General features: G+C 60.3%; 22 protein-coding genes. 15 read left to right on the top strand and 7 right to left on the bottom strand.

What is annotated here, in order from left to right; translation table 11 throughout:
- The first annotated feature begins 34 nt into the window (after positions 1 to 34).
- Entirely contained in the window at positions 35 to 1,153 is a 1,119-nt protein-coding gene (locus tag KYK83_RS11610) for a potassium channel family protein (protein WP_103022462.1), read from the top strand.
- Position 1,154: 1 nt separating this feature from the next.
- Here the strand turns inward: KYK83_RS11610 and KYK83_RS11605 are convergent, their stop codons facing one another.
- Positions 1,155 to 1,553, bottom strand: a complete 399-nt coding sequence (locus KYK83_RS11605; RefSeq protein ID WP_222828351.1) for a DUF1761 domain-containing protein — start codon at positions 1,551 to 1,553, stop codon at positions 1,155 to 1,157.
- A 77-nt stretch (positions 1,554 to 1,630) separates the two neighbouring features.
- On the opposite strand from KYK83_RS11605, the gene rimO reads away from it, so the two are divergent.
- The 8 genes from rimO (at position 1,631) to KYK83_RS11565 (ending at position 12,259) form a co-directional block, all read left to right on the top strand.
- Positions 1,631 to 3,007 carry a 30S ribosomal protein S12 methylthiotransferase RimO gene (rimO, locus tag KYK83_RS11600; RefSeq protein WP_222828350.1) on the top strand — a complete coding sequence of 459 codons (1,377 nt, stop codon included), beginning with the start codon at positions 1,631 to 1,633 and terminating at the stop codon, positions 3,005 to 3,007.
- Positions 3,008 to 3,244: 237 nt separating this feature from the next.
- A complete protein-coding gene (locus KYK83_RS11595) occupies positions 3,245 to 5,611 on the top strand; it encodes an EAL domain-containing protein (RefSeq protein ID WP_222828349.1) in 2,367 nt (788 codons plus the stop codon).
- A 196-nt stretch (positions 5,612 to 5,807) separates the two neighbouring features.
- Positions 5,808 to 6,605 (top strand): transglutaminase-like domain-containing protein, encoded by a 798-nt coding sequence (locus KYK83_RS11590; RefSeq protein ID WP_222828348.1) that lies wholly within the window; start codon positions 5,808 to 5,810, stop codon positions 6,603 to 6,605.
- Positions 6,606 to 6,687: 82 nt separating this feature from the next.
- Positions 6,688 to 8,130, top strand: a complete 1,443-nt coding sequence (gene zwf / locus KYK83_RS11585; protein ID WP_221597957.1) for a glucose-6-phosphate dehydrogenase — start codon at positions 6,688 to 6,690, stop codon at positions 8,128 to 8,130.
- On the top strand, positions 8,120 to 9,937 hold the full coding sequence (edd, locus tag KYK83_RS11580) for a phosphogluconate dehydratase (RefSeq protein ID WP_222828347.1): 1,818 nt from the start codon (positions 8,120 to 8,122) through the stop codon (positions 9,935 to 9,937). Before zwf ends, edd begins: the two co-directional genes overlap by 11 nt.
- Before the next feature lie 2 nt (positions 9,938 to 9,939).
- The gene (gene glk / locus KYK83_RS11575; RefSeq protein WP_222828346.1) at positions 9,940 to 10,911 is read left to right on the top strand and encodes a glucokinase; all 972 of its coding nucleotides are present in this window, start codon (positions 9,940 to 9,942) and stop codon (positions 10,909 to 10,911) included.
- The gene (gene eda / locus KYK83_RS11570) at positions 10,908 to 11,519 is read left to right on the top strand and encodes a bifunctional 4-hydroxy-2-oxoglutarate aldolase/2-dehydro-3-deoxy-phosphogluconate aldolase (protein WP_222828345.1); all 612 of its coding nucleotides are present in this window, start codon (positions 10,908 to 10,910) and stop codon (positions 11,517 to 11,519) included. The genes glk and eda overlap by 4 nt, the downstream gene beginning before the upstream one ends.
- A gap of 83 nt (positions 11,520 to 11,602) precedes the next feature.
- Entirely contained in the window at positions 11,603 to 12,259 is a 657-nt protein-coding gene (locus KYK83_RS11565; RefSeq protein WP_222828344.1) for a L,D-transpeptidase family protein, read from the top strand.
- A 9-nt stretch (positions 12,260 to 12,268) separates the two neighbouring features.
- On the opposite strand, the gene tilS is transcribed toward KYK83_RS11565, so the two are convergent.
- The 5 genes from tilS to KYK83_RS11540 all read right to left on the bottom strand — a co-directional run bounded on the left by tilS (position 12,269) and on the right by KYK83_RS11540 (position 17,755).
- Positions 12,269 to 13,189 (bottom strand): tRNA lysidine(34) synthetase TilS, encoded by a 921-nt coding sequence (gene tilS / locus KYK83_RS11560; RefSeq protein ID WP_222828343.1) that lies wholly within the window; start codon positions 13,187 to 13,189, stop codon positions 12,269 to 12,271.
- 64 nt (positions 13,190 to 13,253) lie between these two features.
- Positions 13,254 to 14,183: a tetratricopeptide repeat protein gene (locus KYK83_RS11555; protein ID WP_103022451.1), complete on the bottom strand. Its 930-nt coding sequence runs from the start codon at positions 14,181 to 14,183 to the stop codon at positions 13,254 to 13,256.
- 104 nt (positions 14,184 to 14,287) lie between these two features.
- On the bottom strand, positions 14,288 to 15,115 hold the full coding sequence (locus KYK83_RS11550) for a helix-turn-helix domain-containing protein (protein ID WP_222828342.1): 828 nt from the start codon (positions 15,113 to 15,115) through the stop codon (positions 14,288 to 14,290).
- A gap of 142 nt (positions 15,116 to 15,257) precedes the next feature.
- Positions 15,258 to 17,528 (bottom strand): phosphoenolpyruvate--protein phosphotransferase, encoded by a 2,271-nt coding sequence (gene ptsP, locus KYK83_RS11545; RefSeq protein ID WP_222828341.1) that lies wholly within the window; start codon positions 17,526 to 17,528, stop codon positions 15,258 to 15,260.
- A gap of 71 nt (positions 17,529 to 17,599) precedes the next feature.
- Positions 17,600 to 17,755 (bottom strand): YdcH family protein, encoded by a 156-nt coding sequence (locus KYK83_RS11540; RefSeq protein ID WP_103022448.1) that lies wholly within the window; start codon positions 17,753 to 17,755, stop codon positions 17,600 to 17,602.
- A gap of 165 nt (positions 17,756 to 17,920) precedes the next feature.
- Between KYK83_RS11540 and KYK83_RS11535 the strand changes: the two genes are divergently transcribed.
- Complete coding sequence (locus KYK83_RS11535) at positions 17,921 to 18,130, top strand: YdcH family protein (protein ID WP_103022707.1); 210 nt, start codon at positions 17,921 to 17,923, stop codon at positions 18,128 to 18,130.
- 94 nt (positions 18,131 to 18,224) lie between these two features.
- Positions 18,225 to 18,680, top strand: a complete 456-nt coding sequence (locus tag KYK83_RS11530; protein WP_103022447.1) for a DUF1465 family protein — start codon at positions 18,225 to 18,227, stop codon at positions 18,678 to 18,680.
- Here KYK83_RS11530 and KYK83_RS11525 read toward each other — a convergent pair whose 3' ends face one another.
- Positions 18,681 to 20,144 (bottom strand): glycerol kinase, encoded by a 1,464-nt coding sequence (locus tag KYK83_RS11525; RefSeq protein ID WP_222828340.1) that lies wholly within the window; start codon positions 20,142 to 20,144, stop codon positions 18,681 to 18,683.
- A 62-nt stretch (positions 20,145 to 20,206) separates the two neighbouring features.
- Between KYK83_RS11525 and KYK83_RS11520 the strand changes: the two genes are divergently transcribed.
- The 4 genes from KYK83_RS11520 to nadA all read left to right on the top strand — a co-directional run bounded on the left by KYK83_RS11520 (position 20,207) and on the right by nadA (position 23,674).
- Positions 20,207 to 21,079, top strand: coding sequence for an MBL fold metallo-hydrolase (locus KYK83_RS11520; protein WP_222828339.1), 873 nt, complete (start codon positions 20,207 to 20,209; stop codon positions 21,077 to 21,079).
- Positions 21,064 to 21,750, top strand: a complete 687-nt coding sequence (locus tag KYK83_RS11515) for a DUF4230 domain-containing protein (RefSeq protein ID WP_103022444.1) — start codon at positions 21,064 to 21,066, stop codon at positions 21,748 to 21,750. The genes KYK83_RS11520 and KYK83_RS11515 overlap by 16 nt, the downstream gene beginning before the upstream one ends.
- A gap of 90 nt (positions 21,751 to 21,840) precedes the next feature.
- Positions 21,841 to 22,617 (top strand): hypothetical protein, encoded by a 777-nt coding sequence (locus KYK83_RS11510; protein WP_248284411.1) that lies wholly within the window; start codon positions 21,841 to 21,843, stop codon positions 22,615 to 22,617.
- 70 nt (positions 22,618 to 22,687) lie between these two features.
- Entirely contained in the window at positions 22,688 to 23,674 is a 987-nt protein-coding gene (nadA, locus tag KYK83_RS11505) for a quinolinate synthase NadA (protein WP_103022442.1), read from the top strand.
- The last annotated feature ends 9 nt before the right edge of the window (positions 23,675 to 23,683 follow it).

Here is a 23,683-nt window from a genome sequence, read left to right as displayed (position 1 = left end):
ACCTTGCACCGTTCCCCGCCCACCTAGCGTAAGCATGAGCAGCAATAAGCAGGTCGACCGGATTGCCGCCAGCACCACGGTGCGCACCTATCGCGGTCCGCGCTTTCAGCCGCTAAGGCGCGCGTTAAAGATACCGGTGTGGGGGGACCTTGGTATCCGCCTCGGTCTCGCGCTGTTCCTCATCTTCGTGGTCGTCATGATCCACTGGTGGGACCGTGAAGGGCTGGTCGACAATCTCGACGGCGAAGTAAGCTTTCTCGACGTCATCTATTTCACGATGATCTCCATTACCACGACTGGTTTTGGCGACATCGCCCCCATTTCGGATCGCGCGCGGCTGGTCGAGGCGGTGATCGTCACGCCCATTCGCTTCGCGGTTTTCTTCATTTTTGTGGGTACGGCCTACAATTTCATCATCAAGCGCAGCTGGGAGAAATGGCGCATGGCCCGCATTCAGGAACAGCTTTCCAACCACATCGTGGTGCTCGGCTACGGCATTTCCGGCTCCGAAGCTGTCGGTGAACTGATCGAACGTGGAACCGACCCGTCCTGCATCGTCGTTATCGATCCAAGCGAGGAAAGGCTTCACGAGGCAGAAGCCCTGGGCTGCAACATAATGGCTGCCGATGCGACGCGCGATCAGACGCTGAAGGCCGTCCGCATCAGCGAAGCTCAGAACGTTCTGGTATCCGCGGGTCGCGATGATACGACGATACTGATCACATTGACCGTGCGCGCCCTTGCGCCGCATGTGCCCATCAGCGCGGTTGTGCGGGCGGACGATAACGAATCCCTGGCCAGGCAGGCTGGCGCAAACAATGTGATCAACCCCGTTCGTTTTACCGGACTGCTTCTCGCCGGAAGCGCAAAGGGCGAACATATCGCTGAATATCTGGCCGACCTCGCCAGCGTTTCGGGCCGCGTGCAGCTTGTCGAACGCCGGATTACCGATGAAGAGTGCGGCCTGGCCATCAGCGAGCTAAAAACAGGCGGCCGCGGCTTGCGCGTTTATCGCAACGGGCGGGCGCTCGGTTTCTGGGAAGACGAATGCCAAACTCTTCAGAGCGGCGATGTGGTGGTGGAAATCATACCCACGCCGAATGGCGAAACCAATGGCGATGGGCGGGATCGCGACGATCTGATCGACGCATAGGCTAACGGAACAGCAGAAAAACTCCGCCCATCGCTGCCATGCCGACAATGAAGTGCCCGGCATCGATAAGAAAGAGCGTCAGCGTTTTGCGCATAAAAAGATAGTTGATGCCGATCGCCGGCACCATGATTGTGGCGCCGAAGCCAACGGCCATCATCATCACAGCACGATCACTCGCCCCGCTACGCGCAATCGAATGTCCAAGTGTAAGTGCGATCACCAGTTCAGCGATGAAGGCGAGACCGAAAATCAAGCCCATGTTGCCGTGCTTTAACTGTTCATCGGAAAGGCCTGCCGCTTTCTGCCAAGCCTTTCCGAACACCATTCCATACCAGATGACGCCGACCAGAAAGAACGCCACGGCACCGAGCACCACCGCCAACCAGTTGATTTCGCCCATTTCCCATCCTTCCACTATTGCGCAGTACGCACGACGCTAGCGCAATGGTGCATAGAGGTGTAGAGGCGCGCGCAATCATGACCACCACTACCACCCCGATCCCCGACCAGAAGAAGGTCGGTATGGTTTCCCTCGGCTGCCCGAAAGCGCTGGTCGACAGCGAACGCATTCTAACCCGTCTACGCGCGGATGGCTATGCGATGAGCCCGGATTACGCCGGTGCCGATGTGGTCCTTGTGAATACATGCGGCTTTCTCGATTCGGCCAAGGAAGAAAGCCTTGCTGCCATCGGCGAAGCAATCGCAGAAAATGGTCGTGTGATCGTGACCGGCTGCATGGGTGAGGAGGCCGACGCCATCCGCGCTGCCCATCCGCAGGTCCTCGCCGTGACAGGTGCGCATCAGTACGAACAGGTGGTGGACGCGGTCCATACCTATGCCCCGCCCTCCCAAGGTCCGTATGTCGACCTGATCCCCCAGCCGGATATCAAACTGACGCCGCGCCATTACAGCTATCTGAAGATCTCCGAGGGCTGCAACCACTCCTGCGCCTTCTGCATCATTCCGGATCTGCGCGGCAAGCTCGCCAGCCGCAGGATCGATGCGGTACTGCGCGAGGCGGAAAAGCTGGTTGCCGCAGGAACGAAGGAACTGCTGGTCATCAGTCAGGATACCAGCGCCTACGGTGTCGACACACGCCACGAAACCCGCAGTTGGAAGGGTCGTGATGTTCGTGCGCATATGACCGATCTTGCGCGGGAACTGGGACAGCTCGACGTTGGCGGCGGCACCCCTCCGTGGGTGCGGCTGCATTACGTGTACCCCTACCCCCATGTAGATGCGGTCATTCCGCTCATGGCCGAAGGGTTGCTGACGCCTTATCTCGACATACCCTTTCAACATGCGAGCCCCAAGGTCCTTCGCGCAATGAAGCGTCCTGCAAATGAGGCGAAGGTGCTGGAACGCTTGAAGGGCTGGCGGGAAATTTGTCCTGAAATCGCTATTCGTTCTAGCTTTGTCGTCGGCTTCCCCGGAGAAACCGAAGAGGATTTCCAGTACCTGCTCGACTGGCTGGAAGAGGCTCAACTGGACCGTGTAGGCGCATTCCGCTTCGAACCGGTCGATGGTGCACAGGCCAACAATCTGCCTGATCCGGTGCCGGAATCCGTCAAGGAAGACCGCTATGCCCGCATCATGGAAGTGACCGAGCGCATCAGCGCCGCGAAGCTTCGCGACAAGATCGGCAAATCGATCCCCGTGATTATCGACGAGGTAGGCGAGCCCGACGAAGATGGTGACATTGGCGCAACCGGTCGCAGCCAGGCCGACGCGCCAGAAATCGACGGCGCGGTTTACCTTCGCAACGTACGCCCAGACCTGTCGGCAGGCGACATCGTGGATGTTTTGATCGAAGATAGTGATGCGCATGATCTTTTCGGAGCAGCCTGCGCCTAATGCGGATTTAGGGCGTCGCGCGAATGCGCTCCGTCAACATCGCAACCCTTATGCGGTTCAGCAACAAGGGTAATTTGCCGCCGCGTTCGCAACTGCCTGTCGACGTATCAGCGGTCTTCACCGGTAATTCCTAAAGCCAAATTTACCACTGAAACCCGCGGTTTGCTGCGAACCCGGTGGATTCTCTCACCCTTCGTCAAACCTTTTTTAAACTTAAGACCTCCATAAGGGTACTCGATGGGCGAAACACGCACCTCGAACCCTGCCAGGCATCTCCTTGCCCGGACACGCGCGCTTATTAGCGGGCGCCTGTTAGAGCGTCTGCGGCACGCAACATGGGCCTCGCTGATCAGCTTGGCTATGTCTGCCGTTTTTCTGCTCGAGCCATTGGATCAGTTTTGGTGGCTTTTTCAATCACGTATTGCGGACCGCGACCCTTCTGGCGACGTGGTTTTCGTAGGTTCTGATCAACCGTTGAATGATCCTGATTTGTCTCAGCAACGCTATAAGGTCGCGGCGGCGCTCGACGAACTTGATCGGCGCGGCGTTGGAAAAGTGTTTCTCGATGTGACCTTTACCGCGTCGAACGATCCACAAGCGGATCAGAGGCTGGCGCGCGCTATTGCCGATCTTGGACCACGCATCACGCTCGTTGATCATGCGGTCGAGGGTGCAAACGCTGACAGGGTGTTGCGGTCCACCACGCTAGAAATCCCTACCTCCGTAACTCGGGTTCTTTCTGACGAGACCGACCGACACTGGTTTGGAAATGCATGGGAACTGCATTACTCATATAATATAGATGGAAAGCAGTTTCGCTCGCTCGGGGCCGCAATCGCTGGAGTAGAGAACGATAGCAACGTTCCCTTCAGTGTCGATTATGGATTCAACTATCAAAAAATCCCAACTATTCCTCTGGATGAGTTGATTGGCAAAACGCAATCAGCGACAAGAACTTCCCCCGATGTGACGGGAAAGGCAGTTGTACTGGGTCACACTAATCAGGTGACGGGCTCGCAACAGCCCATTCCAGGTAAATACGACGCCCCGGCAGCTTTTGTGGACATCTATGCCGGCGAAACTCTCAAAGCGGGATACACTGCATATCTGCGCGGTCCGGTATTCTTAGCCATTATCGCCGCACTGCTCTGTATCGCTCTGATCCTCGGTAACACGCGCAAACGTCGCTGGGCAGCCTACGCTGGGGTAGTAGCCGCTGTCCCAGTGCTGCTCGTTCTAACCGCAAAGCTAGGCATAAGAATCGATATCTCCTACGCGCTTGCTTTCCTCGTTGCTTTCGCCGTCTTTCGATCCCGTACGCGATGGAAGCGCAGGATTGAATTGATTAATAGCGAAACGGGGTTGCCAAAAATTCGAGCTTTGGAAGCACGTTTAGTACGCGAAAATGTAATGACAGGATACGTTGTCATTGCCAAGATCCAAAATTACGAACGTGTACTTAAGACACTTCAGGCGAATGAAAAAAGTAGCTATGTTCTGAAGCTTGTTGATCGACTGCGCGCAGCTGATCCTAAACTAGTAGTTTACAACGATGGACATCATCTCGGCTGGCATGTCGTCAACAACGACGTAGAGGATGTAGTCGAACATTTGGAGGGGTTGCGGGCGATTTTTGCCGCTCCAATCAAGGTGGGCGGGTTTTCTGTCGACGTTGGCATAACCTTCGGCATCGCCTCCCTTGAGGGTGACCCACCGGCGCGCTTGGCTGCAGCAGTAGCAGCTGCTGAAGAAACCTCGGAAGCTCACAATCCGATCGCCATTGCTGAGACCGGTACACAAACCGACCTGCTGTGGGATATTTCTCTTCGGGCCCGCATCGATCAAGCCATGGAAGTTGGCGAAATCTACTGTGTTTACCAACCGAAGATCGACTTGAAGTCGAAAAGTCTCGCCGGTGTGGAGGCGCTGGTGCGTTGGCACGACCCCAGCCGAGGGTTCATTTCGCCAATGCACTTCATACAGCAATGTGAAAAAGCTGGCCGAATGGAGCACCTTACACGTTACGTATTGCAGAGCGCATGCTCTGCGGGGCAATTGTTGCACTCCCGGGGTCGCAGAATCACAATGGCGATCAACATCTCGGCGACTTTGCTTGGAGATATGCGAATTGTAAGTGTGGTTCGCACCATCCTCGACGCGACCAGCTTCGATCCAAAGTTTCTCGTTCTTGAAATTACCGAGACCGCAAGAATTACAGATTATGCCGCTGCTGGAAGTGTTCTGGAAGAGTTGCGAACGATCGGCGTTAAGATTTCTATGGACGATTTCGGGGTCGGTGCTGCCAGTTTTGAAGCTTTCTATGAATTGCCTTTCGATGAACTCAAAATCGACCGGCTATTTGTGTCCAACATGGCACAAAACTCGAAGGCACGTGCGATTGTAGCCAGCGTCGCTGCAATGGGTCATGAGGCGCGAATCACCGTCGTAGCTGAGGGTCTTGAAAACCCACAAGATATCGGATTGTTGGAAGCAATCGGCTGCCAGCAGGTGCAGGGTTTCGCATTTTCCCGGCCAATCTCGTTAACCAACTTATTGGAATATAACGAGGCGGACCTACCCAAGCCTGCAGCGAAGATGGTTTAAACTTTACAAACAAACATAGTTAATGAAAGGTATCTCTTGCACAAGCAGGAGGTATGATCATGTGGAATATCTGGGAATGGCTCATGACCCGCTAATCTTGGCGAGTTGATTGAGTTTCAAAGGGCTCCCTTGTGGAGCCCTTTATCGTTTCTGAGCTTGGTGAAACGAACGCCCCCGTGCAGCGTTCAACACGCATATGCCGATCATCATAGAAACCCGCTTCGCCTTTCACCTCGGCGCCCCGACAGATGTCTTGCTGCAATTCGAAGCGGCGGAAATTCCCGAACAGAGAATTCTTTCTACCGATACTCGGCTGGGCAGCAGTGCCCATTGCGCGCGCGTTCCTGCGAAAGACGACATCGGTGAGAGGATCTGGGTCCGTACCGAAGGCGACTTCGAAGTCGCGTATCGGGCCGAAGTCGAACTCGATCGGCAGCTTTCCCCGCTCGAAGAGCTATCAGGCCTTCCCCCACATGAAATGCCCGGGGATGTGGTCGAGTATCTGTTCGATAGCCGTTATTGCCCGGCCGACGACTTTCAGACATTCGTGGAATCGCGCTTTGCCGATACAACCGGTGGAGCAAGGGTCGCGGCAATCCGTGACTGGATTAACCAACATTTCAGCTACGTTCTTGGCAGTTCGACGACCAAGACCGGTGCGGCCGAAAGCTTCATCGCTCGCCAAGGCATCTGTCGCGACTACGCGCATATGCTCGTAACGCTTGCGCGCGCGAGCACCATTCCTGCCCGCTATGTCGCGTGTTACGCGCCTGGCGTCGATCCGCCCGATTTCCACGCGGTAGCGGAGGTTTTCCTGGCCGATCCGTTTACACGCGACGGGGGCACATGGCAGCTTGTGGATGCTACGGGCATGGCCGACCCCGCCGAAACCATAAAGATCGGCGTAGGCAGGGACGCCGCCGATGTCAGCTTTCTGACAAGCTTCGGCGCCAATGATTTCCGTTCAAGTTCGGTTCGCGTTACGAAAGAATAGGAATGCAGCCGGCTGGCATGCATTGCCTGCCCCTGATAACCGCCGCTCGAGGGAGAAAAGATGTGAGTGGGTGGCCCCAGGCATGACCTTGACCGCAGATCGACTGCTTTTGTTCGGCGCGACTGGCGATTTGTCGCAGCGCATGCTGCTTCCATCCTTATGCGCTCTCGACGCCGATGGGCTGCTCGAACCCGACCTCAAGATCGTGGGGACGGCTCGATCGGAAATGTCCACGAAGGAGTTTCGGGATTTCGCTCGGGAGGCGCTCGAAAAATACCTGCCGGATCACCGACGCGGCGGCGTAGCCGAATTCCTCAATCGCCTAAGCTACGTGCCGGTCGACGCTACCACGCTGGAAGGCTATGACGAACTTGCCCGCGAGGTAGGCGAGTACGTCAAAGGGTTGGCGATCTTCCTGTCGACCGCACCAAGCCTGTTCGAAGCGACGATCGACGGTCTTGTTCACGCCGGGCTGACCAAAGGCAATGTTCGTATCGGTCTGGAAAAGCCTCTCGGCATCGATCTGTCATCGAGCGAAGAAATAAACGATGCAGTAGCCAAGGCGTTCAGCGAAGACCGCATTTTTCGCATCGATCACTATCTCGGCAAGGAGACGGTCCAAAACCTTCTCGCATTACGGTTTGCCAACATATTGCTCGAGCCGGTGTGGAACTCGAACTACATCGATCACGTCCAAATCACCGTAGCGGAAACCGTCGGCCTAGAATCGCGCGTAGCCTATTATGACGATAGCGGTGCGTTGCGTGACATGGTTCAGAACCACATGCTGCAGCTGCTGGCGCTGGTGGCGATGGAGCCGCCAACGAGCTTTGGCTCGACCGCAGTGCGCGACGAAAAGGTCAAGGTTTTGCGCGCCCTTCGTCCAGTAGCTGCCGATGAAACCGTTACCGGCCAATACAGGGCAGGCGCAGTCAATGGCAGCCCGGTCCCGGGCTATGATGAAGAGCTTGGCAGGGACAGCGATACCGAGACGTTCGTTGCGCTGAAGGCGCATGTCGACAACTGGCGCTGGAAGGGAGTCCCCTTCTACCTGCGAACCGGCAAACGGTTGCCCGAGCGGGTAACCGAGATCGTCGTGCAGTTTCGGTGTGTCCCGCATTCGATTTTCGAAGGCCGGGGTGCGACCACTCAGCCCAACCGCCTCGTCATCGGAATCCAGCCGGAAGAGAATGTCCAGCTTTCCATGATGGCGAAGGTCCCCGGGCTCGATCGCGAAGGGATCAGGCTGCGCCAGATTCCGCTCGATATTGCCATGCCGGATGCATTTTCCGGGACCGTGAGGCGCATCGCCTATGAACGTTTGCTGCTTGACCTCATCGAGGGCGACCAGACCTTGTTTGTGCGGCGCGACGAGATCGAGGCGCAGTGGGAATGGATCGATGCCATCCGCCAATTGTGGGCAGACAAAGGCATAAAACCAAAAACCTATGGGGCGGGCAGTTGGGGACCAAATGCCGCCATCGCTCTTGCAGAACGGGACGGGGTGAGCTGGCATGACGAATAAAACGCTCAACGATACTATCCATCGCGTTACCCAGCGCGTGATCGAGAATTCCCGGAACAGTCGGGCCGACTATCTCGACTTGATGGATCGGGAGGGCGAGCGGCAGGTCAATCGCGGCTCCCTGTCTTGCTCCAACCTCGCCCATGCCTTTGCCGGGGCGGAAGAGGATCAGGAAGCCATCCGTGCTGCGAGGGGACCCAATCTGGGCATCGTGACCGCCTACAACGACATGCTGTCGGCGCATCAGCCCTATTATCGCTATCCCGAGCGGATGAAGATCTGGGCACGCGAAGTCGGTGCGACGGTGCAGGTGGCCGGCGGGACCCCGGCCATGTGCGACGGCGTCACTCAGGGCGAGGCCGGCATGGAGCTTTCGCTTTTCAGCCGCGATACGATCGCGCTCTCGACGACGATCGCCCTCAGCCACGCGATGTACGATGGCATGGCGCTACTGGGCATTTGCGATAAGATCGTTCCGGGGCTCCTCATGGGGGCGCTGCGTTTCGGGCACTTGCCAGCGATCTTTGTGCCCTCTGGACCGATGGGCACAGGCATATCCAACAAGGAAAAGCAGCGCACCCGGCAGCTCTACGCAGAGGGCAAGGCCACCCGCGATGAATTGCTGGCGAGCGAAATGGGCAGCTATCATTCGCCGGGCACATGCACGTTCTATGGAACCGCCAATTCCAACCAGATGATGATGGAAATGATGGGCCTGCATGTCCCGGGCGCAGCATTTGTGCAGCCTGGCGCCAAGTTACGGCAGGAGCTGAGCCGCGCAGCTACCCATCGCCTCGCCGCAATCGGGAAATCGAGCGAAGACTTCCGTCCGCTGGCGCGAGTGGTGGATGAAAAGGCCATCGTGAACGCGGCCATCGGCTTGCTGGCGACGGGCGGGTCGACCAATCATGCGATCCACATACCGGCAATGGCACGCGCGGCAGGCATCCGGTTCGACTGGAACGATCTGTCAGAGCTGTCCAGCGCCGTGCCGCTGGTAGCGCGCGTTTACCCCAACGGATCGGGCGACGTGAACCATTTCCATGAAGCTGGCGGCATGGGCTATGTGATCGGCACGCTGCTCGATGAAGGATTGGCGCACCGCGATATCCTTACCATCTGGGACGGCGGCTTCGAAAGCTACAGCAAAGAACCCGGCATGAACGGCGACGACCTGACGTGGCGCGACCCGGGACCGTCGGGGGATACGGAGATGCTGCGGCCGGCATCGGACCCGTTTCAGGCAGACGGCGGCATGCGTCTCGTGCAGGGGAATTTAGGAAGGGCGTGCTTCAAATCCTCCGCCGTGAAACGCGAGCGCTGGACCATCGAGGCGCCCTGCCGGGTTTTCGAAACGCAAAAGGATGTCAATCAAGCGTTTGAATTGGGCGAACTACAGTGTGATGTAGTGGTTGTAGTGCGGTTTCAGGGGCCGAGAGCAAACGGTATGCCCGAATTGCACAAGCTGACCCCTGCCCTCGGCGTTCTGCAGGACCGAGGGTACAAGGTCGCGCTGGTGACGGACGGCCGCATGTCGGGCGCATCGGGCAAGGTGCCCGCGGCAATCCACTGCACGCCCGAAGCGCTGGGCGGAGGGCCGCTGTCGAAACTGCGCGACGGCGATATCGTGCGCGTTTGCGCAGCGACCGGACAGCTTTCGACCGATGCCGATCTCGATGCACGCCAGCCGGCCCCTGCGCCCCAACCCGAAACGGGAATGGGCCGCGAACTGTTCGCCATGTTCCGCAGCAATGCCGACGGTGCCGAACAGGGAGCGTCTTCGATGATGGCGATGGCAGGCCTGTGACGATGGAACTGGTCAGCGTCGACATCGGGGGCACCCACGCACGCTTCGCCATTGCGACTGTTGCCGATGACGGCACGATCAGCCTGAGCGAACCGGAAACGCTGCATACCGAGGATCATGCCAGCTTCCAGACGGCGTGGGAGGATTTTCGCGGCCGGATGGGCGGATCCCTGCCGCCGCGCGTGTCGATGGCGATCGCGGGCCCTGTCGGCGGCGACGTCATCCGCTTTACGAACAATCCCTGGATCATTCGCCCGGCATTGGTGAGGGAAAAGCTGGGCGTCGAAAAATACTGCATCGTCAACGATTTCGAAGCGGTTGCCCATGCGGTCGCGCGTGTCGACGAGGACCAGTTCATCCACCTCACCGGCCCCGACAAGCCGCTGGCACCGACGGGCCGGCTGAGCGTGCTCGGCCCCGGTACCGGCCTGGGGGTGGCGCATCTCTATCGCGAGGCTGACGGCACATACCGCGTGTCGGCGACCGAAGGCGGCCATATCGATTTCGCCCCGCTCGACCAGATCGACGATGCCATCCTGGCGCGTCTGCGCAAGCGGCACGTGCGGGTATCGGTCGAGCGCGTGGTGGCGGGCCCGGCCATCTCCGACATCTACCAGGCGCTGGCATCCATGGAGGGCCGCCCGGTCGCCGAGGAAGACGATATCGCGATCTGGAAGCGCGGGCAGGATGGCAGCGACAGCCTTGCTGCTGCGGCAGTCGATCGTTTCTGCATGTCGCTGGGCAGTGTTGCGGGCGACATCGCCCTTGCCCAAGGCGGTTTCGGCGGGGTCGTGATCGCGGGCGGCCTTGGTTATCGCATCCGGGACACGCTGCTCAAATCGGGCTTTTCCGAAAGGTTCAAGTCCAAGGGACGCTTCCAGGAGCTGATGGCCTCGATCCCGGTCAAGCTCATCGTTCATCCCCAGCCCGGCCTGTTCGGGGCCGCCGCAGCCTTCGTCAGGGAACACCCATGACCATAGCCGACATCATGCAGACCGCCCCGGTAATCCCGGTGATCGTGGTCGACGATCTGGAACATGCCAAGCCGCTGGCACGGGCGCTCGTCGCTGGTGGCCTGCCCATCCTGGAAGTGACCTTGCGGACACCCGTCGCGCTGGATGCGATCCGTGCGATGAGCGAGGTCGAAGGTGCTATCGTGGGTGCAGGCACTGTGACCAATGAGCGCGACCTCGCCAGCGCGGTCGATGCGGGAAGCCGGTTCATCGTTTCGCCCGGCCTGACCAAGCCGCTGGGCAAGGCGGCAATCCGCGACGACATTCCGTTTCTGCCCGGCATCGCCAATGCCGGAGACATCATGCGCGGGCTCGATCTGGGGCTGACGCATTTCAAGTTCTTCCCAGCAATGGCGGCTGGCGGATTGCCGGCCCTCAAAGCCTTGGCAGCGCCTTTCGGCCAGTGTCGCTTCTGCCCGACCGGCGGCGTTTCGCTGGACAATGCGGCAGAGTGGCTGGCGTTCGATCCCGTGCTCTGCGTGGGCGGCAGCTGGGTCGCGCCGCGCGGAGCGGTAGATGAAGCCAAAGTCGAACGGCTCGCCCGTGAGGCGTGCGCGCTGCGCGGTTAGCGCGACCGCTTTCCATCGTGCCCCAATGGGACGGCTTTTTGCGCAAAGTGGAACATTAAGCGTTTTGCGGGCATAACCTGTCCATGGATGTGATTCTGAAGTGGATCGGCGGCGGAACCGTCGCGGCTGCGCTCGTTCTGGCGGGCGTTGTGATCGGTAGCGGAGCGTCCGCCGAAAACCCGCTTGCCGGCGCATCGGTGTCCAATGCGCCTGTCGCGGCGAAACCGGTTTATGCCCATGGAGCGATCGCTGCAAAGGCCATTGCCGATGCAAAGCGGCTTTATACCGTGCGCCGCATCCTTCCAATCGAAGGGCCGATCAAATACGGCGAATGGCACTGGGACGACGAAGGCGTGCCAGACGGCCCGCTGCTGGTCACGGTGGATCTGGAAGCGCGAGTCATCTCGATCTTCCGGGGCGGTTATGAAATCGGCGCGGCTGCAGTCATGCTGGGCACGGACGACCACCCGACCCCCACTGGCGTATTCCCGATCCTGTGGAAGCAGCGGCACAATGTGTCCGAGAAATACGGTAACGCGCCCATGCCATGGAGCATGTTCCTGACATCCGACGGCGTTGCCATTCATGGCGGTAGCGAAGTCCAGAACGGCTATGCCAGCCACGGCTGCGTAGGCGTGCCGGACGAAATCGCCGAGCGGCTGTTCGCCATTGCCAAGAAGGGCGACAAGGTCGTGATTACCAATGGCCAGCGGATGAGCCACGGCGACAGCATCATCTAGCGATGCGGGTCATCCGGTCCGGCGCGGGATTTCCGGGCGGAAGACCCACAGACATTCGTCCCCACGGTCCTCCACATGGGCCTGCAAGCCGCCGACATTCGATTTTCTGCCAGCGACCAGAGTGTCCGCCAGTTCCGCCGCCTCGCCCTGCCCGATTCTTTTGCCGAACCGGCGGTAGATCGTGCGGATCACGCCTGCCCTGATCAGGCCATGCGGTACGCCGGTTCGCAGGGCCGCATAGCAAACCGCGTCGTCGACCGGGGTCACGCATTCGGCATATTCACGGCCGACCATCCATTCGATCGCGTCGTTGGCTTCGGCAAGAAAGCCGGCACTTTTCTCGATCGCCGAAATGTCGAGCCAGTCGCATTCGGCCAGCGCACGGCGCATGCGCACCCTGTCGTAGCGATCGTCATGGTTCGACGGGTCATCGACAGCCGACCAGCCAAACCGTTCGACGATGGCCGCCAGTTCATCGCGGCGCCAGCGCAGCAAGGGACGGACTAGCCCGACCGGAACCGAGGGGACCGAGCCAAGGGCCCGGATCGCCGACAGCCCTGCCAGGCCGCTGCCGCGATTGAGCCTCATCAGGAATGTTTCGGCCTGGTCATCCATCTGATGAGCCGTCGCCAAGGCGCCGAGATCGTATTCTTCGGCCCAATCGCCGAGCGCCGCGTAACGGGCCTTGCGCGCCTGTTCCTGCGTATTGCCGCGCGCAACGGATACGGTGAGCGTCGTATGCGCCATGCCGAGTTCGGCACAATAGCGGGCCACCCTGTCCGCTTCATCGGCGCTTTCCGGACGCAAGCCGTGATCGACCGTTGCCGCCTTTACCCTGCCGGGCAGTGCCGCATGGGCGAGCAGGAGCAGGGCGAGGCTGTCCCCGCCCCCTGAAACAGCGAGGCCCAATGCGGCCCCGGGCCTGTCCATTCCCGGCCAGAGAGGAGCGAGGTCGCCCCGAAAACGCTCGATCAGCGGCGGATCGAGCGATCCGTCAATTGCACTTCACCTTGCCGCGATTGGCATCGTACTGGCCTTGCAGGCGGCCAGAGGCGAGCGCGGGATATGTTTCTGCAAATTCCGCCAGGGCGATACATGCGCGGCGCGTATCGTTCAGCGCGATCATCGATTCTGCCAGATACAGCAAGCTGTCACCAGCGCGCGCACCGGTCTTGTCGTCCTGATAATTCTTAAGGAACCAAGGGGCCGCTTCCTTGGCCTTCCCATCGTCGAGATAGGCACGGCCCAGGAGGTTGCGGCCATAGGTAGCGCGCCAGTGATTGGGGTTCTGTTCCACGAACATGGTCAGCTGCTGCTGCGCTTCGGGATAAAGCTTCGCTTCCCACAGGCGGAAACCGTAGGAATATTCATCGTCGAGCGGATCGTCGGTCTGGGGTTTGGCGATGGCCTGGACCTTCGCCAGTCGTTCCTGCGTCGGCCCGGCCTGGGCCGCAGGGGCTGGAGCCGGTGCGGGCGTCGCACCGGCACTGGACGACGAGGTCGAGGTGGGCACCGGTGTGAAAGTCGACGAAGGCGCCGGCATGCTGCCCGACCGCGCCGCTTCGAGGGCTTCGACCCGTTCAGCCAGCAGACGGATGGTATTGCCGTTTTCTTCGTTCAGGGCAGTCTGGCGCTGGAGCTGCGTTTCCAGCGCATCGAGCCGGGCCAGAATATCCGTGACCGCAGTGGTGGATGTCGACGGAGCGGTCGGCCGCGCTGTGGGCTGTGCGCTGATTTCCGGTTCGAAGAACCGCCCGTCGGCGCCGGGGAATACCTTGCGCTGAAGCGCACGAACTTCCGATTCGAGACGGCGCAGGCGCGCTTCGTCATTGCCGTCCTGCGGCAAGGCAGGCGTCGAAGTGGCCAGCAGGGCAAAACCCGCACCCACGAAGGAGAGGTGACGGGCGAACGATCCGAAAGTCATCGGGAGAAGCTCCACACGAGTATTTATAGTAACCAAAACTGCACTAGGGCCGCGAAGCTGTCGAGGCCATGAAGGGGCTTATCCCCTTTCGACAGAAGGGCGATTCAGCCGCCGCTGGGCGCCGGTGTCGCAGGGCCGCTAGGCTGCTCGGCGCGCGCCAGCAATGCCTCTGCCGTCACCGGAACATCCTTGATGATCTCGTCCTCTTCAGAAAGCTTGGGAACAGCGCGGCCGCCGACCGTAATTGCGAGGGCATAGGGACGCCCGGTCCAGACCTGCGGCCCTTCGGCATCGGCGGGAATGGTGAAACTGTCGCCCTTGGCCATCTGCGCTTCGAACAGCCGATCCCCCTTGCTGTCGTAGAACTTGACCCAGGTATCGTCCATTTCGCTGGTGAAGACCACGGGCCCGGTCGCGGCCGGAGTCTGCGCCGGGGCAGGCGTGGCAGCGCCCTGGGCATTCGCCGCCACCTGTTCTTCGGGCCCCTTCAGCGGTGCGGGGCCGAGGCCCGGCGCGAAATAGCTGCTGTAGAAGGCGTAGATGCCGCCCATCAGAAGCACGGCGGCGAACAGCGCAAACCATGCAAGACCACGGCCGGGTACACGCGCAGGATCGCCCGGTTCGAACTTGGCCGGGGTGACGCTGCGATCGTTGCCCTGCGCCAGTTCTTCGCGCACCTGATCGACTATTTCGCGTTCATCCAGCCCGACGAGCCGGGCATAGGTTCGCGAGAAGCCGACGGCATAGGTGCGCGCCGGCAGATCTGTCAGGGCGCCTTCCTCTATCGTCAGCAGGTGTCGCTGCGGAATGCGCGTTTCGGCGGCGACCTGTTCGATATCGAGCCCGGCCTGTTCGCGCGCGCGCTTGAGCCGCGCACCGACGCCGCCAGCCTCTGGCACCGCTTCGTGTTCAAGAGTTTCTTCGTCGCTCATGCGATCCCCGATTTATCCGATCCTGCGGTTGTTCCGCATGTAGTCCTGTTGCCACGCAAAGCGAACCTGCCGGGCAACTGTCAAGCATGCTTAATAACACATATCCGAACGACCGACCAAAAGAGGCGCATTCGAGACGAAATCAGTCGAACTCGATATCCCGCTCGTTCGCCCACTGCTGCAGTTCGGCGCGCATGTTGGGGGGCGGCGATGTCAGCAGACGATTCATGAATTCGGTGATCTCGCCAAGGTCGACCTTGCGGACCAGTTCCTTGATCGGGCCGACCGCAGCCGGAGTGATCGACAGGCGCCGGTAGCCGATGCCGAGCAGCGCCAGTGCTTCCAGCCGCCGCCCACCCATTTCGCCGCACACGCCCAGCCTGACGTTCTGGCCGATCAACGATTGCGAGACGCGCGCCAGATACCGCAGGATCGCGGGGCTCAGCCAGTCGTAACGCTCCGCCAGTTTGGGATTGGCGCGGTCGGCCGCAAAGAGGAACTGGGTGAGGTCGTTGGTCCCGACCGAGATGAAGGACAGCTTGGGCGCAAGCAGATCGAGCACGTCCGCGAGCGCGGGTACTTCGAGCATGCAGCCGTATTCGATCGTTTCGGGCACCACCTTGCGGCGATCGCGCAGGAATTTCAGCTGGTCTTCGAAGACCTGGCGGCCGGCGTCGAATTCCCACGGTTCGCTAACCATGGGGAACATCACCGACAGCGAGCGCCCGGCTGCCGCTTCGAGCAGGGCGCGGGCCTGTGCCTTCAGCAGGCCTTCGCGTTCGAGCGAGAGACGCAGGGCGCGCCAGCCCATGGCCGGGTTCTCGTCACGCTCGGCCACGGCATTGTCGAGATAGGGCACCGCCTTGTCGCCGCCGATGTCGACCGTGCGGAACACGACCGGTTTGTCGCCGGCGGCGTCGAGCACATCGCGATAGAGGCGCATCTGCCGGTCGCGCTGGGGAAGGGTCGAGGATACGAGGAACTGGAATTCGGTGCGGAACAGGCCGACGCCGTCGGCACCGCTCATCGCCAGCGCGCTCATATCGTCGCGCAGGCCGGCATTCATCATGACGGTTATGCGCGTCCCGTCGCGGGTGAACGGTTCCACCTCGCGCAGTTCGGCATAGGCTGCCTGTTTCTCGCGCGTCTTGGCGAAGCGTGTTTCGAACGCTTCGAGGACCTGCTGGTTCGGGCGCAGGGTGACCATGCCGCGGTCGGCATCGAGTATCACCTCGTCCCCTTCGGCGACGCGCGAGCGGATCCCGGTGACGCGCCCGAGCACCGGCACGCCCATGGCGCGCGCCACGATCACCACATGGGCAGTGAGTGACCCTTCATCCAGCACCACACCCTTGAGGCGGCGCCGGTCGTATTCGAGCAGTTCCGCCGGGCCGAGGTTGCGCGCGAACAGGATCGCATCGCGCCGCAGACCTTGCGTCGCGGCGGTGCCGAGCTGGCCCGAGACGATGCGCAGCAGACGGTTCGACAAATCCTCCAGATCGTGCATGCGATCGGCCAGCAGCGGGTCGTCGATTTCACGCATGCGCATCCGGGTGCGTTGCTGGACGCGCTCGATCGCCGCTTCGGCGGTGAGGCCGCTGTCGATCGCCTCGTTGATCCGGCGGCTCCACCCTTCGTCGTAGGCGAACATCTTGTAGGTCTCGAGAACCTCGATGTGTTCGCCGCCCTTGCCGAATTCCGCTTCCCTGCCGAGCGTGTCGATCTGGTCGCGCATCTTGTCGAACGCGCGGTAGACGCGCTGGCGTTCGGCCTCGATATCCTCGGCCACGACCTGATCGATCTCGATCCGGGGCTGGTGGAAGACCGCCTTGCCCGCCGCCAGGCCCTTCACCAGGGTAAGCCCTTCGAGCACATCGTTTTCGACATGCGCGATTTCGAGGTCGATCTGCTCCTCGTCGTCGACCAGTTCCTTGTGGGCAATAAGCTCCGACAGCACCATGGCGGTGGTCTGCAACGCCTCGATCTCGACCTCTTCGTAGCGGCGCGGGTCGACATGCTGGACGCACAGCACACCCACGGCGCGTTCCCGGTAGACGATCGGCACACCGGCGAAGGAATGGAATTTTTCTTCGCCCGTTTCGGGGCGATAGGCGAAATCGGGGTGAGCCTTGGCCTCTGCCAGGTTCAGCGTCTCGATATTCTTCGCGATCGTGCCGGTCAGGCCTTCGCCGATCGCAAGGCGCGTGACGTGGACGGCTTCGGGATTGAGGCCCTGCGTCGCATAAAGTTCGAGAGCGCCTTCACGAAGCAGGTAAATCGAACAGACTTCGCTCAACAGGCTTTCGGCGATGATTTCGACGACCCGGTCGAGCTTGTGCTGCGCGTGGGTACGCCCAGCCATGATCTCGTGAAGGCGCGTGAGGATCTGGCGGGCGGATGCTGCAGCTGACATGGCTACAGCCTATAGCAAATATACCGAAAGGCGGAAGCGGGACGCATGGCCCCGCTTCGTTTTGGTCAAAGTCAGCAGGAAGCGATTTCTTCCTTGATGCGCAGCTTCTGTTTTTTGATCTGCTGCATCATCGCAATGTCGGGCGAAGGCCTGATCTGTTCTTCGTGCAGGCGAGCCTCGAGCCCGGCGTGCTTGGCTTTGAGCGCGTCGACATGGGATGATTGCATCGGGTTGTCTCCTTGACGTTTGTGCGACCCCAGGAACGACTCGTTTGCTTGTGCGGAACGAGCCGCCGGGAGAGCATGAAACCATAGGATTGCCAATTTACAAAGGGGCATCTTGCGGGCATGCGGCAAGGCGGTCGATTGGGGCGATTGTCCGGGAAGGTCGTGGTGAACGAACAGGAACTGCGCAAGAGGCTGGCATTGCTCCGGAGCGAGCATCGCGACCTCGACGTGGCAATAGCCGCACTGACCGAAGCCGGCGACCAGCGCGGCTTCGTGGACCAGTTGCAAATGGCGCGACTGAAGAAGCGCAAGCTGGTGCTGAAGGACCGCATCGCTGCGATCGAGGACGTTCTCCTGCCCGATATCATCGCGTAGACGGACCGGCCCACGCCGCCGGAGTGCGTCAGGCCGGGACAACAAAGATTAATCCGCTGGAGCCTTCGGCAGGTTGGGTTTATCGGCCCCCGCCATGTCGGCACGTAATATCAATCACGAAATCATCGAAGAACTGTATTCGGAAGCGCTGGTCCTGGCGGACGACGCACGGGCAGCCTTCGACCTCCGCTTTCAGGACAATGCAGCCGACTGCAATGATCTGACGCGCGTAGCACTTTCGATTGAAGGTCTGCGCACCACCACGCGCCTGATGCATGTACTGGCGTGGCTTCTCAATCACCGCGCCTACATGGCTGGCGAATTGTCCGATACGCAGCTTGAGCATTGCGGCACCTTGCCGGAAGAACGACAGGCCGATGCCGACAATCTTGCCCGGCTGGAACCGGAAACGCGCGCGTTGATCGAAGAGAGCGAACGGCTGCATGCCCGGGTCGCGCGACTCGATCGCGAAAGGCGCGCAGATATCGCCGTAAAGATGCCCGTGGCCTCCCTACAGGGCCGCATTGCCAAGGCGTTTGCCACAGGCTGATCAGGCCGCGCTGAGCGCTTTCGAGTAGCGGGCAAGGCGCGACGTTCTCACATTGCCATCCATCTTCGGCGAAAACGTAGTCGTTTCACTGCGCATGGTGAGAGCTGCCGTTTCGAGGTCGGCGTGGAGACCGCATCCAACCGCGGCCAGAATGGCAGCCCCGAGAGCCGTGGTTTCGATAAAGTCCGGTCGTTCGACTTCTATTTCGAGAATATCTGCAAGGTCCTGCGCCATCCAGTCATTGGCGCTCATCCCGCCATCGATCCTCAAATGCGTCCAGGGAGCACCATCGGCAGCGAAGGCCGATGCGAGATCGTGCGTCTGATGGGCCATCGCCTCCAGCGCGGCCCGGGCGATCTGCGCGCGTCCGCTGGCAAAACTGAGCCCGGAGATGACCCCTCGCGCATCGGGCAGCCAGTGCGGCGCACCGAGCCCCGCCAGAGCCGGAACAATAACCACCTCCCCGCTATCGGATATCGAGCGCGCGAGTTCTTCCGTTTCCGCTGCGCTGCCAATAAGGTTCAGTTGATCGCGCAGATACTGGATCAGGCTGCCCGCAACAAAACACGCCCCTTCGATCGCATAGGTCCTCTCACCATTTTCCTGATAGAGCACGGTGCCCAGCAGGCGGTTATCCGAATGCGGGATCTCCCGTCCCTTGTTGGTGAGAACGAAAGCACCGGTACCATATGTCGCCTTGGTTTCCCCGAAGGACAGACAACCCTGCCCGATTGTCGCCGACTGCTGATCGCCGGCAAGACCGCAAATGGGAACGGCGGCGCCCAGCCATTGCGGATCGCATTCGGCGAGCCTCCCATGCGTATCCACCACTTCGGGCAAGGCAGCAGGCGGGACCCCGAACAATTCGCATAGATCGCCATCGAACTGCGCCCCATCGAGCGAGAGCAGCAACGATCGACCGGCATTGCTGGCATCGCTGATATGTGCCCCGCCGGATAGCTTGTAGACCAGCCAGCTCTCTATCGTGCCGAAGGCGAGCGAACCATTTTGTGCGGCAGCCTGCACCGCAGCGTCGTGATCCAGCATCCATCGCATCTTGGTGCCGGAAAAGTACGGATCGAGTAACAGGCCGGTTCGCTTTTGGACCATCACTTCGTGGCCATCGGCTTTCATGGTAGCGCAGAAATCCGCCGTACGCCGGTCCTGCCATACAATCGCGCGAGCGAGCGGTTCGCCCGAATTGCGGTCCCAGGCCACAACTGTTTCGCGCTGATTGGTGATCCCGATGGCGGCGATCCGCGGAGCATCCTGGCCGACGACCTCTCGCGCGCATTTCAGGGTCTTGTCCCAGATTTCGCCTGCATCGTGCTCTACCCAGCCCGGCCGCGGGTAATGCTGGGTCAATTCGGCCTGTGCGACTGCCTCCACCGTTCCATCGCCCGCGAACACCATTGCACGGGTGGAAGTGGTCCCGGCGTCCAGGACGAGGATACAGTCGGCCATGCTCTCTCCCTTGCATCAGGCTGGACGTGACATGGCGCACCCCAGCCCCCATATGCAAGACCATGGCTGGACCTCCTCCCAAACCGTGGCCCACAGGCAAGGCAATGCAGCTCGAACCGCTGGTGCGCCGCGTACTCGCGCCGAACCCGTCGCCCTATACCTATACCGGCACCCAGACCTACATTGTCGGCATGGGCGATGGATGCGCGGTTATCGATCCCGGACCGGATGAGGAAGCGCACCTGCTTGCACTGGATGCGGCCATTGGCGATGAGCATGTCTGCGCGATCATGTGCACGCATACGCATCGCGATCATTCGCCCGCCGCCAGAACACTCGCAGCACGGACCGGTGCGCCCATCGTAGGTTGTGCCCCCCTGGTGCTGGACGATAGCGGCCCGCGTGCCGACGCCGCCTTCGACCGGACGTATGAACCCGATCGCGTGATGGAAGATGGCGAACAGATGACCGGCCCGGGCTGGACGCTTACCGCCGTCGCAACGCCGGGGCATGTATCCAACCATTTCTGCTTTGCGCTGGAGGAGAGTGGCGCACTGTTCACGGGCGATCACGTTATGGGCTGGTCGACCAGCGTGGTCATTCCGCCGGATGGCGACATGAACGACTATATGAAGAGCCTCGAGAAGCTCTACGCCCGTAGCGACACGGTTTTCTATCCTGCCCATGGCGAAGCGGTCGAAAAGCCTCGTCAGCTGGTACGCGGCATGATCGGTCATCGTCGCCAGCGGGAGAATCAGATTGTCCGGCATCTTGCCGAAGGGCCACACCGGGCGGCCGATTTCATACCCAAGATGTACAAGGGCCTCGATCCCAAACTGTTCAAGGCAGCAGAGATGTCGGTGACGGCCCATCTCATCGATCTGGAACAGCGCGGCCTAGTCGCTCGTTCGGGCGATATATGGCAGACGATCTGAAGACCCGCAAAACCACCGTAGAGCCGCAAGTCAGGCGCGAACAGTCACTCGCTCGTACGCAGGCGGTGCCGTGGCTGATCGTCATCGTGCTGCTTGCAGCGGCAGCCTGGCTCGGCTGGCGTGCTTTTTTCTATCACGAGGAAGGCGATCCGGTGGGAAGCGCCATGCTGGCCTTCGAAAAGCAGAATTCGCTGACCGTCTTCTCCAGTCGCTTCGAAGTCGTGGCGGAAAGCGAGGATCGACGCGGTATCATGGGGGTGGATCTGCTGAAAAGCAGGCAGGCGGCCATCATCCCCGCAACAGTCGAATATCGGCTCGACCTTTCGACCATGGACCGCGACCGGTTTGAATGGAATGACAGCAACGACACGATGACGGTGGTGTTGCCGCAGTTGCGCATTTCGCGCCCCAATCTCGACGAGGCCGAGCAGAAGACCTTCACCGAAGGCACCTATGTGAGCCGCGATGCCAGCGCCGATCTAGCACGGAACAATTCCCGTCAGGCCGAACGCAAGGCGGCGGAGTTTGCCAAGAATCCAGAGGTGCTCGCCCTGGCACGCCAGGCGGCCAAGGACGCGGTGCGCCAGAATCTCGCCATTCCACTCGAAGTGGCAGGGTATGGCAATGTCACCGTGAATGTGCGGTTCGATGGCGAGAAACAGCCGGGCTGATCCATCCCGGATTGACGCACTGGCACCTCTGGGAGTAAATCTGCGCACACAGAACAAGGTCGCTCGGTTCATCGCCTGAGGATTTCGAGTATGGCCACTGCTGCAGCGCCGCAGGTTCTTGTCGATCGCGGCAATACGCGTTTTTTCACCACAATGGCTTTCGCAATGGCGGCGGTCATTGTTACCGGTTTCTCGCTCAATCTGGCGATGGGCCGATCAACCTTCGCATCGCCGATCGTTTTTCATGTGCATGCCATGATCTTCATGGGTTGGGTCGGCCTGTATGTAGCCCAACATGTCACGGCCTCGCGTGGACAATGGGCCTTGCACAGATCGCTGGGCAAAATCTCCTATTTCTGGGTGCCTGCCATGGTGGCAGCGGGCTGTACGATCATGATATTCGTCGCGCGGCGCACCGGTGGGCCATTCTTCTTCAATGTCAGCGAATTTCTGATTGGCAATCTCGTCGGGGTGATGACCTTTGGCGGTCTGGCGTGGTGGGCGCTCAGAATCCAACGCTACACAGGATGGCACCGACGGCTGATGCTGGTCGCGATGAGCATTCTGACCGGCCCGGGTATCGGGCGGCTTTTGCCCATGCCCCTCCTGATACCCAATGCGTGGACAATTTCCTTTTGCGTGACGCTGATTTTTCCCCTGATCGGCATGGTTGCCGACAAGCGCAAGTTCGGGCGCGTCCATCCCGCTTATTGGTGGGGCATAGGGATCCTCATCGGAAGTTTTACCGCATCGATGGTTCTGGCTTTCTCTCCGGCCGGTTATGCCATCACCAATTGGGTGATTGCTGGCACGCCCGGGGCCAAACGCCCGATCGAGGCTTATCTTCCGCCTGGCTTTACCATGTGAAACCCGGAACGCCCTCGCCTTCCGGCCCGTTCGGTCTATAGAGGCCACAATTGGACCAACGGGACACGCAATGACCGCACAGACCGACCTGCCCACCGGACAGGATTTGCTTGCCGAGATCGACCGCCTCCGCAAGGAGAAGAACGCGATCATCCTCGCGCATTATTACCAGACCGCCGATATTCAGGATATTGCCGACTTCGTCGGTGACAGCCTCGAACTGTCGCGCAAGGCTGCCGATACCGATGCTGACGTGATCGTTTTTTGCGGCGTGAAGTTCATGGCCGATACGGCCAAGATCCTGAGCCCTGAAAAGATCGTGGTCCTGCCGGACATGGACGCTGGTTGCAGTCTTGAAGACAGCTGCCCGCCCGAAAAGTTCAAAGCCTTCCGCGAAGCGCATCCGGATCACATCGCGCTCACTTACATCAACTGTTCGACGGAAGTGAAAGCGCTGAGCGACGTCATCGTCACCAGTTCGAGCGCAGAAACAATCATCAGCCAGATTCCTGAAGACCAGAAAATCATCTTCGGCCCCGACCGGCATCTGGGCGGCTATATGAGCCGCAAGTTCAACCGCGAAATGCTGCTGTGGCCGGGCGTGTGCATCGTGCACGAAGCCTTCAGCGAAACTGAACTGCTGAAGCTCAAGGCGCAGCATCCCGGCGCCCCGGTTGCCGCTCACCCCGAATGCCCGCCGACGATCGTTGATCATGCCGATTATGTCGGCTCGACCAGTGGCATCCTGCAATTCGCGCAGACCTTCGAAGGCGATACGCTGATCGTCGCGACCGAACCGCACATCATCCATCAAATGGAAAAGGCGCTGCCTGAAAAGAATTTCATCGGCGCCCCCGGTGCGGATGGAAACTGCAGCTGCAACATCTGCCCCTATATGGCGCTGAACACGATGGAAAAGATGTACGCCTGCCTGCGGGATCTGGAACCGCGCATCGAGATCGAGGAAGGCCTGCGCCTGAAAGCCAAGCAGAGCCTCGACCGCATGCTGGAAATGGCCAGCGGAACGATCGGCAAAGGCGATCTGGGCAAAGTCTGAACTGAGTAC

The organism is Qipengyuania pacifica (assembly GCF_019857205.1).
In the GTDB taxonomy this organism is placed as follows: Bacteria; Pseudomonadota; Alphaproteobacteria; order Sphingomonadales; family Sphingomonadaceae; genus Qipengyuania; species Qipengyuania pacifica.
The sequence above is the reverse complement of the archived record's forward strand: the minus strand, read 5'-3'. Positions and strand labels throughout refer to the sequence as shown.

What these genes read in the sequence shown, in the direction of transcription:
- KYK83_RS11610 (WP_103022462.1), top strand. Translation starts at nt 35, where the DNA reads ATGAGCAGCAATAAGCAGGTCGACCGGATTGCCGCCAGCACCACGGTG.
- KYK83_RS11605 (WP_222828351.1), bottom strand. Translation starts at nt 1,553, where the DNA reads ATGGGCGAAATCAACTGGTTGGCGGTGGTGCTCGGTGCCGTGGCGTTC.
- rimO (WP_222828350.1), top strand. Translation starts at nt 1,631, where the DNA reads ATGACCACCACTACCACCCCGATCCCCGACCAGAAGAAGGTCGGTATG.
- KYK83_RS11595 (WP_222828349.1), top strand. Translation starts at nt 3,245, where the DNA reads ATGGGCGAAACACGCACCTCGAACCCTGCCAGGCATCTCCTTGCCCGG.
- KYK83_RS11590 (WP_222828348.1), top strand. Translation starts at nt 5,808, where the DNA reads ATGCCGATCATCATAGAAACCCGCTTCGCCTTTCACCTCGGCGCCCCG.
- zwf (WP_221597957.1), top strand. Translation starts at nt 6,688, where the DNA reads ATGACCTTGACCGCAGATCGACTGCTTTTGTTCGGCGCGACTGGCGAT.
- edd (WP_222828347.1), top strand. Translation starts at nt 8,120, where the DNA reads ATGACGAATAAAACGCTCAACGATACTATCCATCGCGTTACCCAGCGC.
- glk (WP_222828346.1), top strand. Translation starts at nt 9,940, where the DNA reads ATGGAACTGGTCAGCGTCGACATCGGGGGCACCCACGCACGCTTCGCC.
- eda (WP_222828345.1), top strand. Translation starts at nt 10,908, where the DNA reads ATGACCATAGCCGACATCATGCAGACCGCCCCGGTAATCCCGGTGATC.
- KYK83_RS11565 (WP_222828344.1), top strand. Translation starts at nt 11,603, where the DNA reads ATGGATGTGATTCTGAAGTGGATCGGCGGCGGAACCGTCGCGGCTGCG.
- tilS (WP_222828343.1), bottom strand. Translation starts at nt 13,189, where the DNA reads ATGGACAGGCCCGGGGCCGCATTGGGCCTCGCTGTTTCAGGGGGCGGG.
- KYK83_RS11555 (WP_103022451.1), bottom strand. Translation starts at nt 14,183, where the DNA reads ATGACTTTCGGATCGTTCGCCCGTCACCTCTCCTTCGTGGGTGCGGGT.
- KYK83_RS11550 (WP_222828342.1), bottom strand. Translation starts at nt 15,115, where the DNA reads ATGAGCGACGAAGAAACTCTTGAACACGAAGCGGTGCCAGAGGCTGGC.
- ptsP (WP_222828341.1), bottom strand. Translation starts at nt 17,528, where the DNA reads ATGTCAGCTGCAGCATCCGCCCGCCAGATCCTCACGCGCCTTCACGAG.
- KYK83_RS11540 (WP_103022448.1), bottom strand. Translation starts at nt 17,755, where the DNA reads ATGCAATCATCCCATGTCGACGCGCTCAAAGCCAAGCACGCCGGGCTC.
- KYK83_RS11530 (WP_103022447.1), top strand. Translation starts at nt 18,225, where the DNA reads ATGTCGGCACGTAATATCAATCACGAAATCATCGAAGAACTGTATTCG.
- KYK83_RS11525 (WP_222828340.1), bottom strand. Translation starts at nt 20,144, where the DNA reads ATGGCCGACTGTATCCTCGTCCTGGACGCCGGGACCACTTCCACCCGT.
- KYK83_RS11520 (WP_222828339.1), top strand. Translation starts at nt 20,207, where the DNA reads ATGGCTGGACCTCCTCCCAAACCGTGGCCCACAGGCAAGGCAATGCAG.
- KYK83_RS11515 (WP_103022444.1), top strand. Translation starts at nt 21,064, where the DNA reads ATGGCAGACGATCTGAAGACCCGCAAAACCACCGTAGAGCCGCAAGTC.
- KYK83_RS11510 (WP_248284411.1), top strand. Translation starts at nt 21,841, where the DNA reads ATGGCCACTGCTGCAGCGCCGCAGGTTCTTGTCGATCGCGGCAATACG.
- nadA (WP_103022442.1), top strand. Translation starts at nt 22,688, where the DNA reads ATGACCGCACAGACCGACCTGCCCACCGGACAGGATTTGCTTGCCGAG.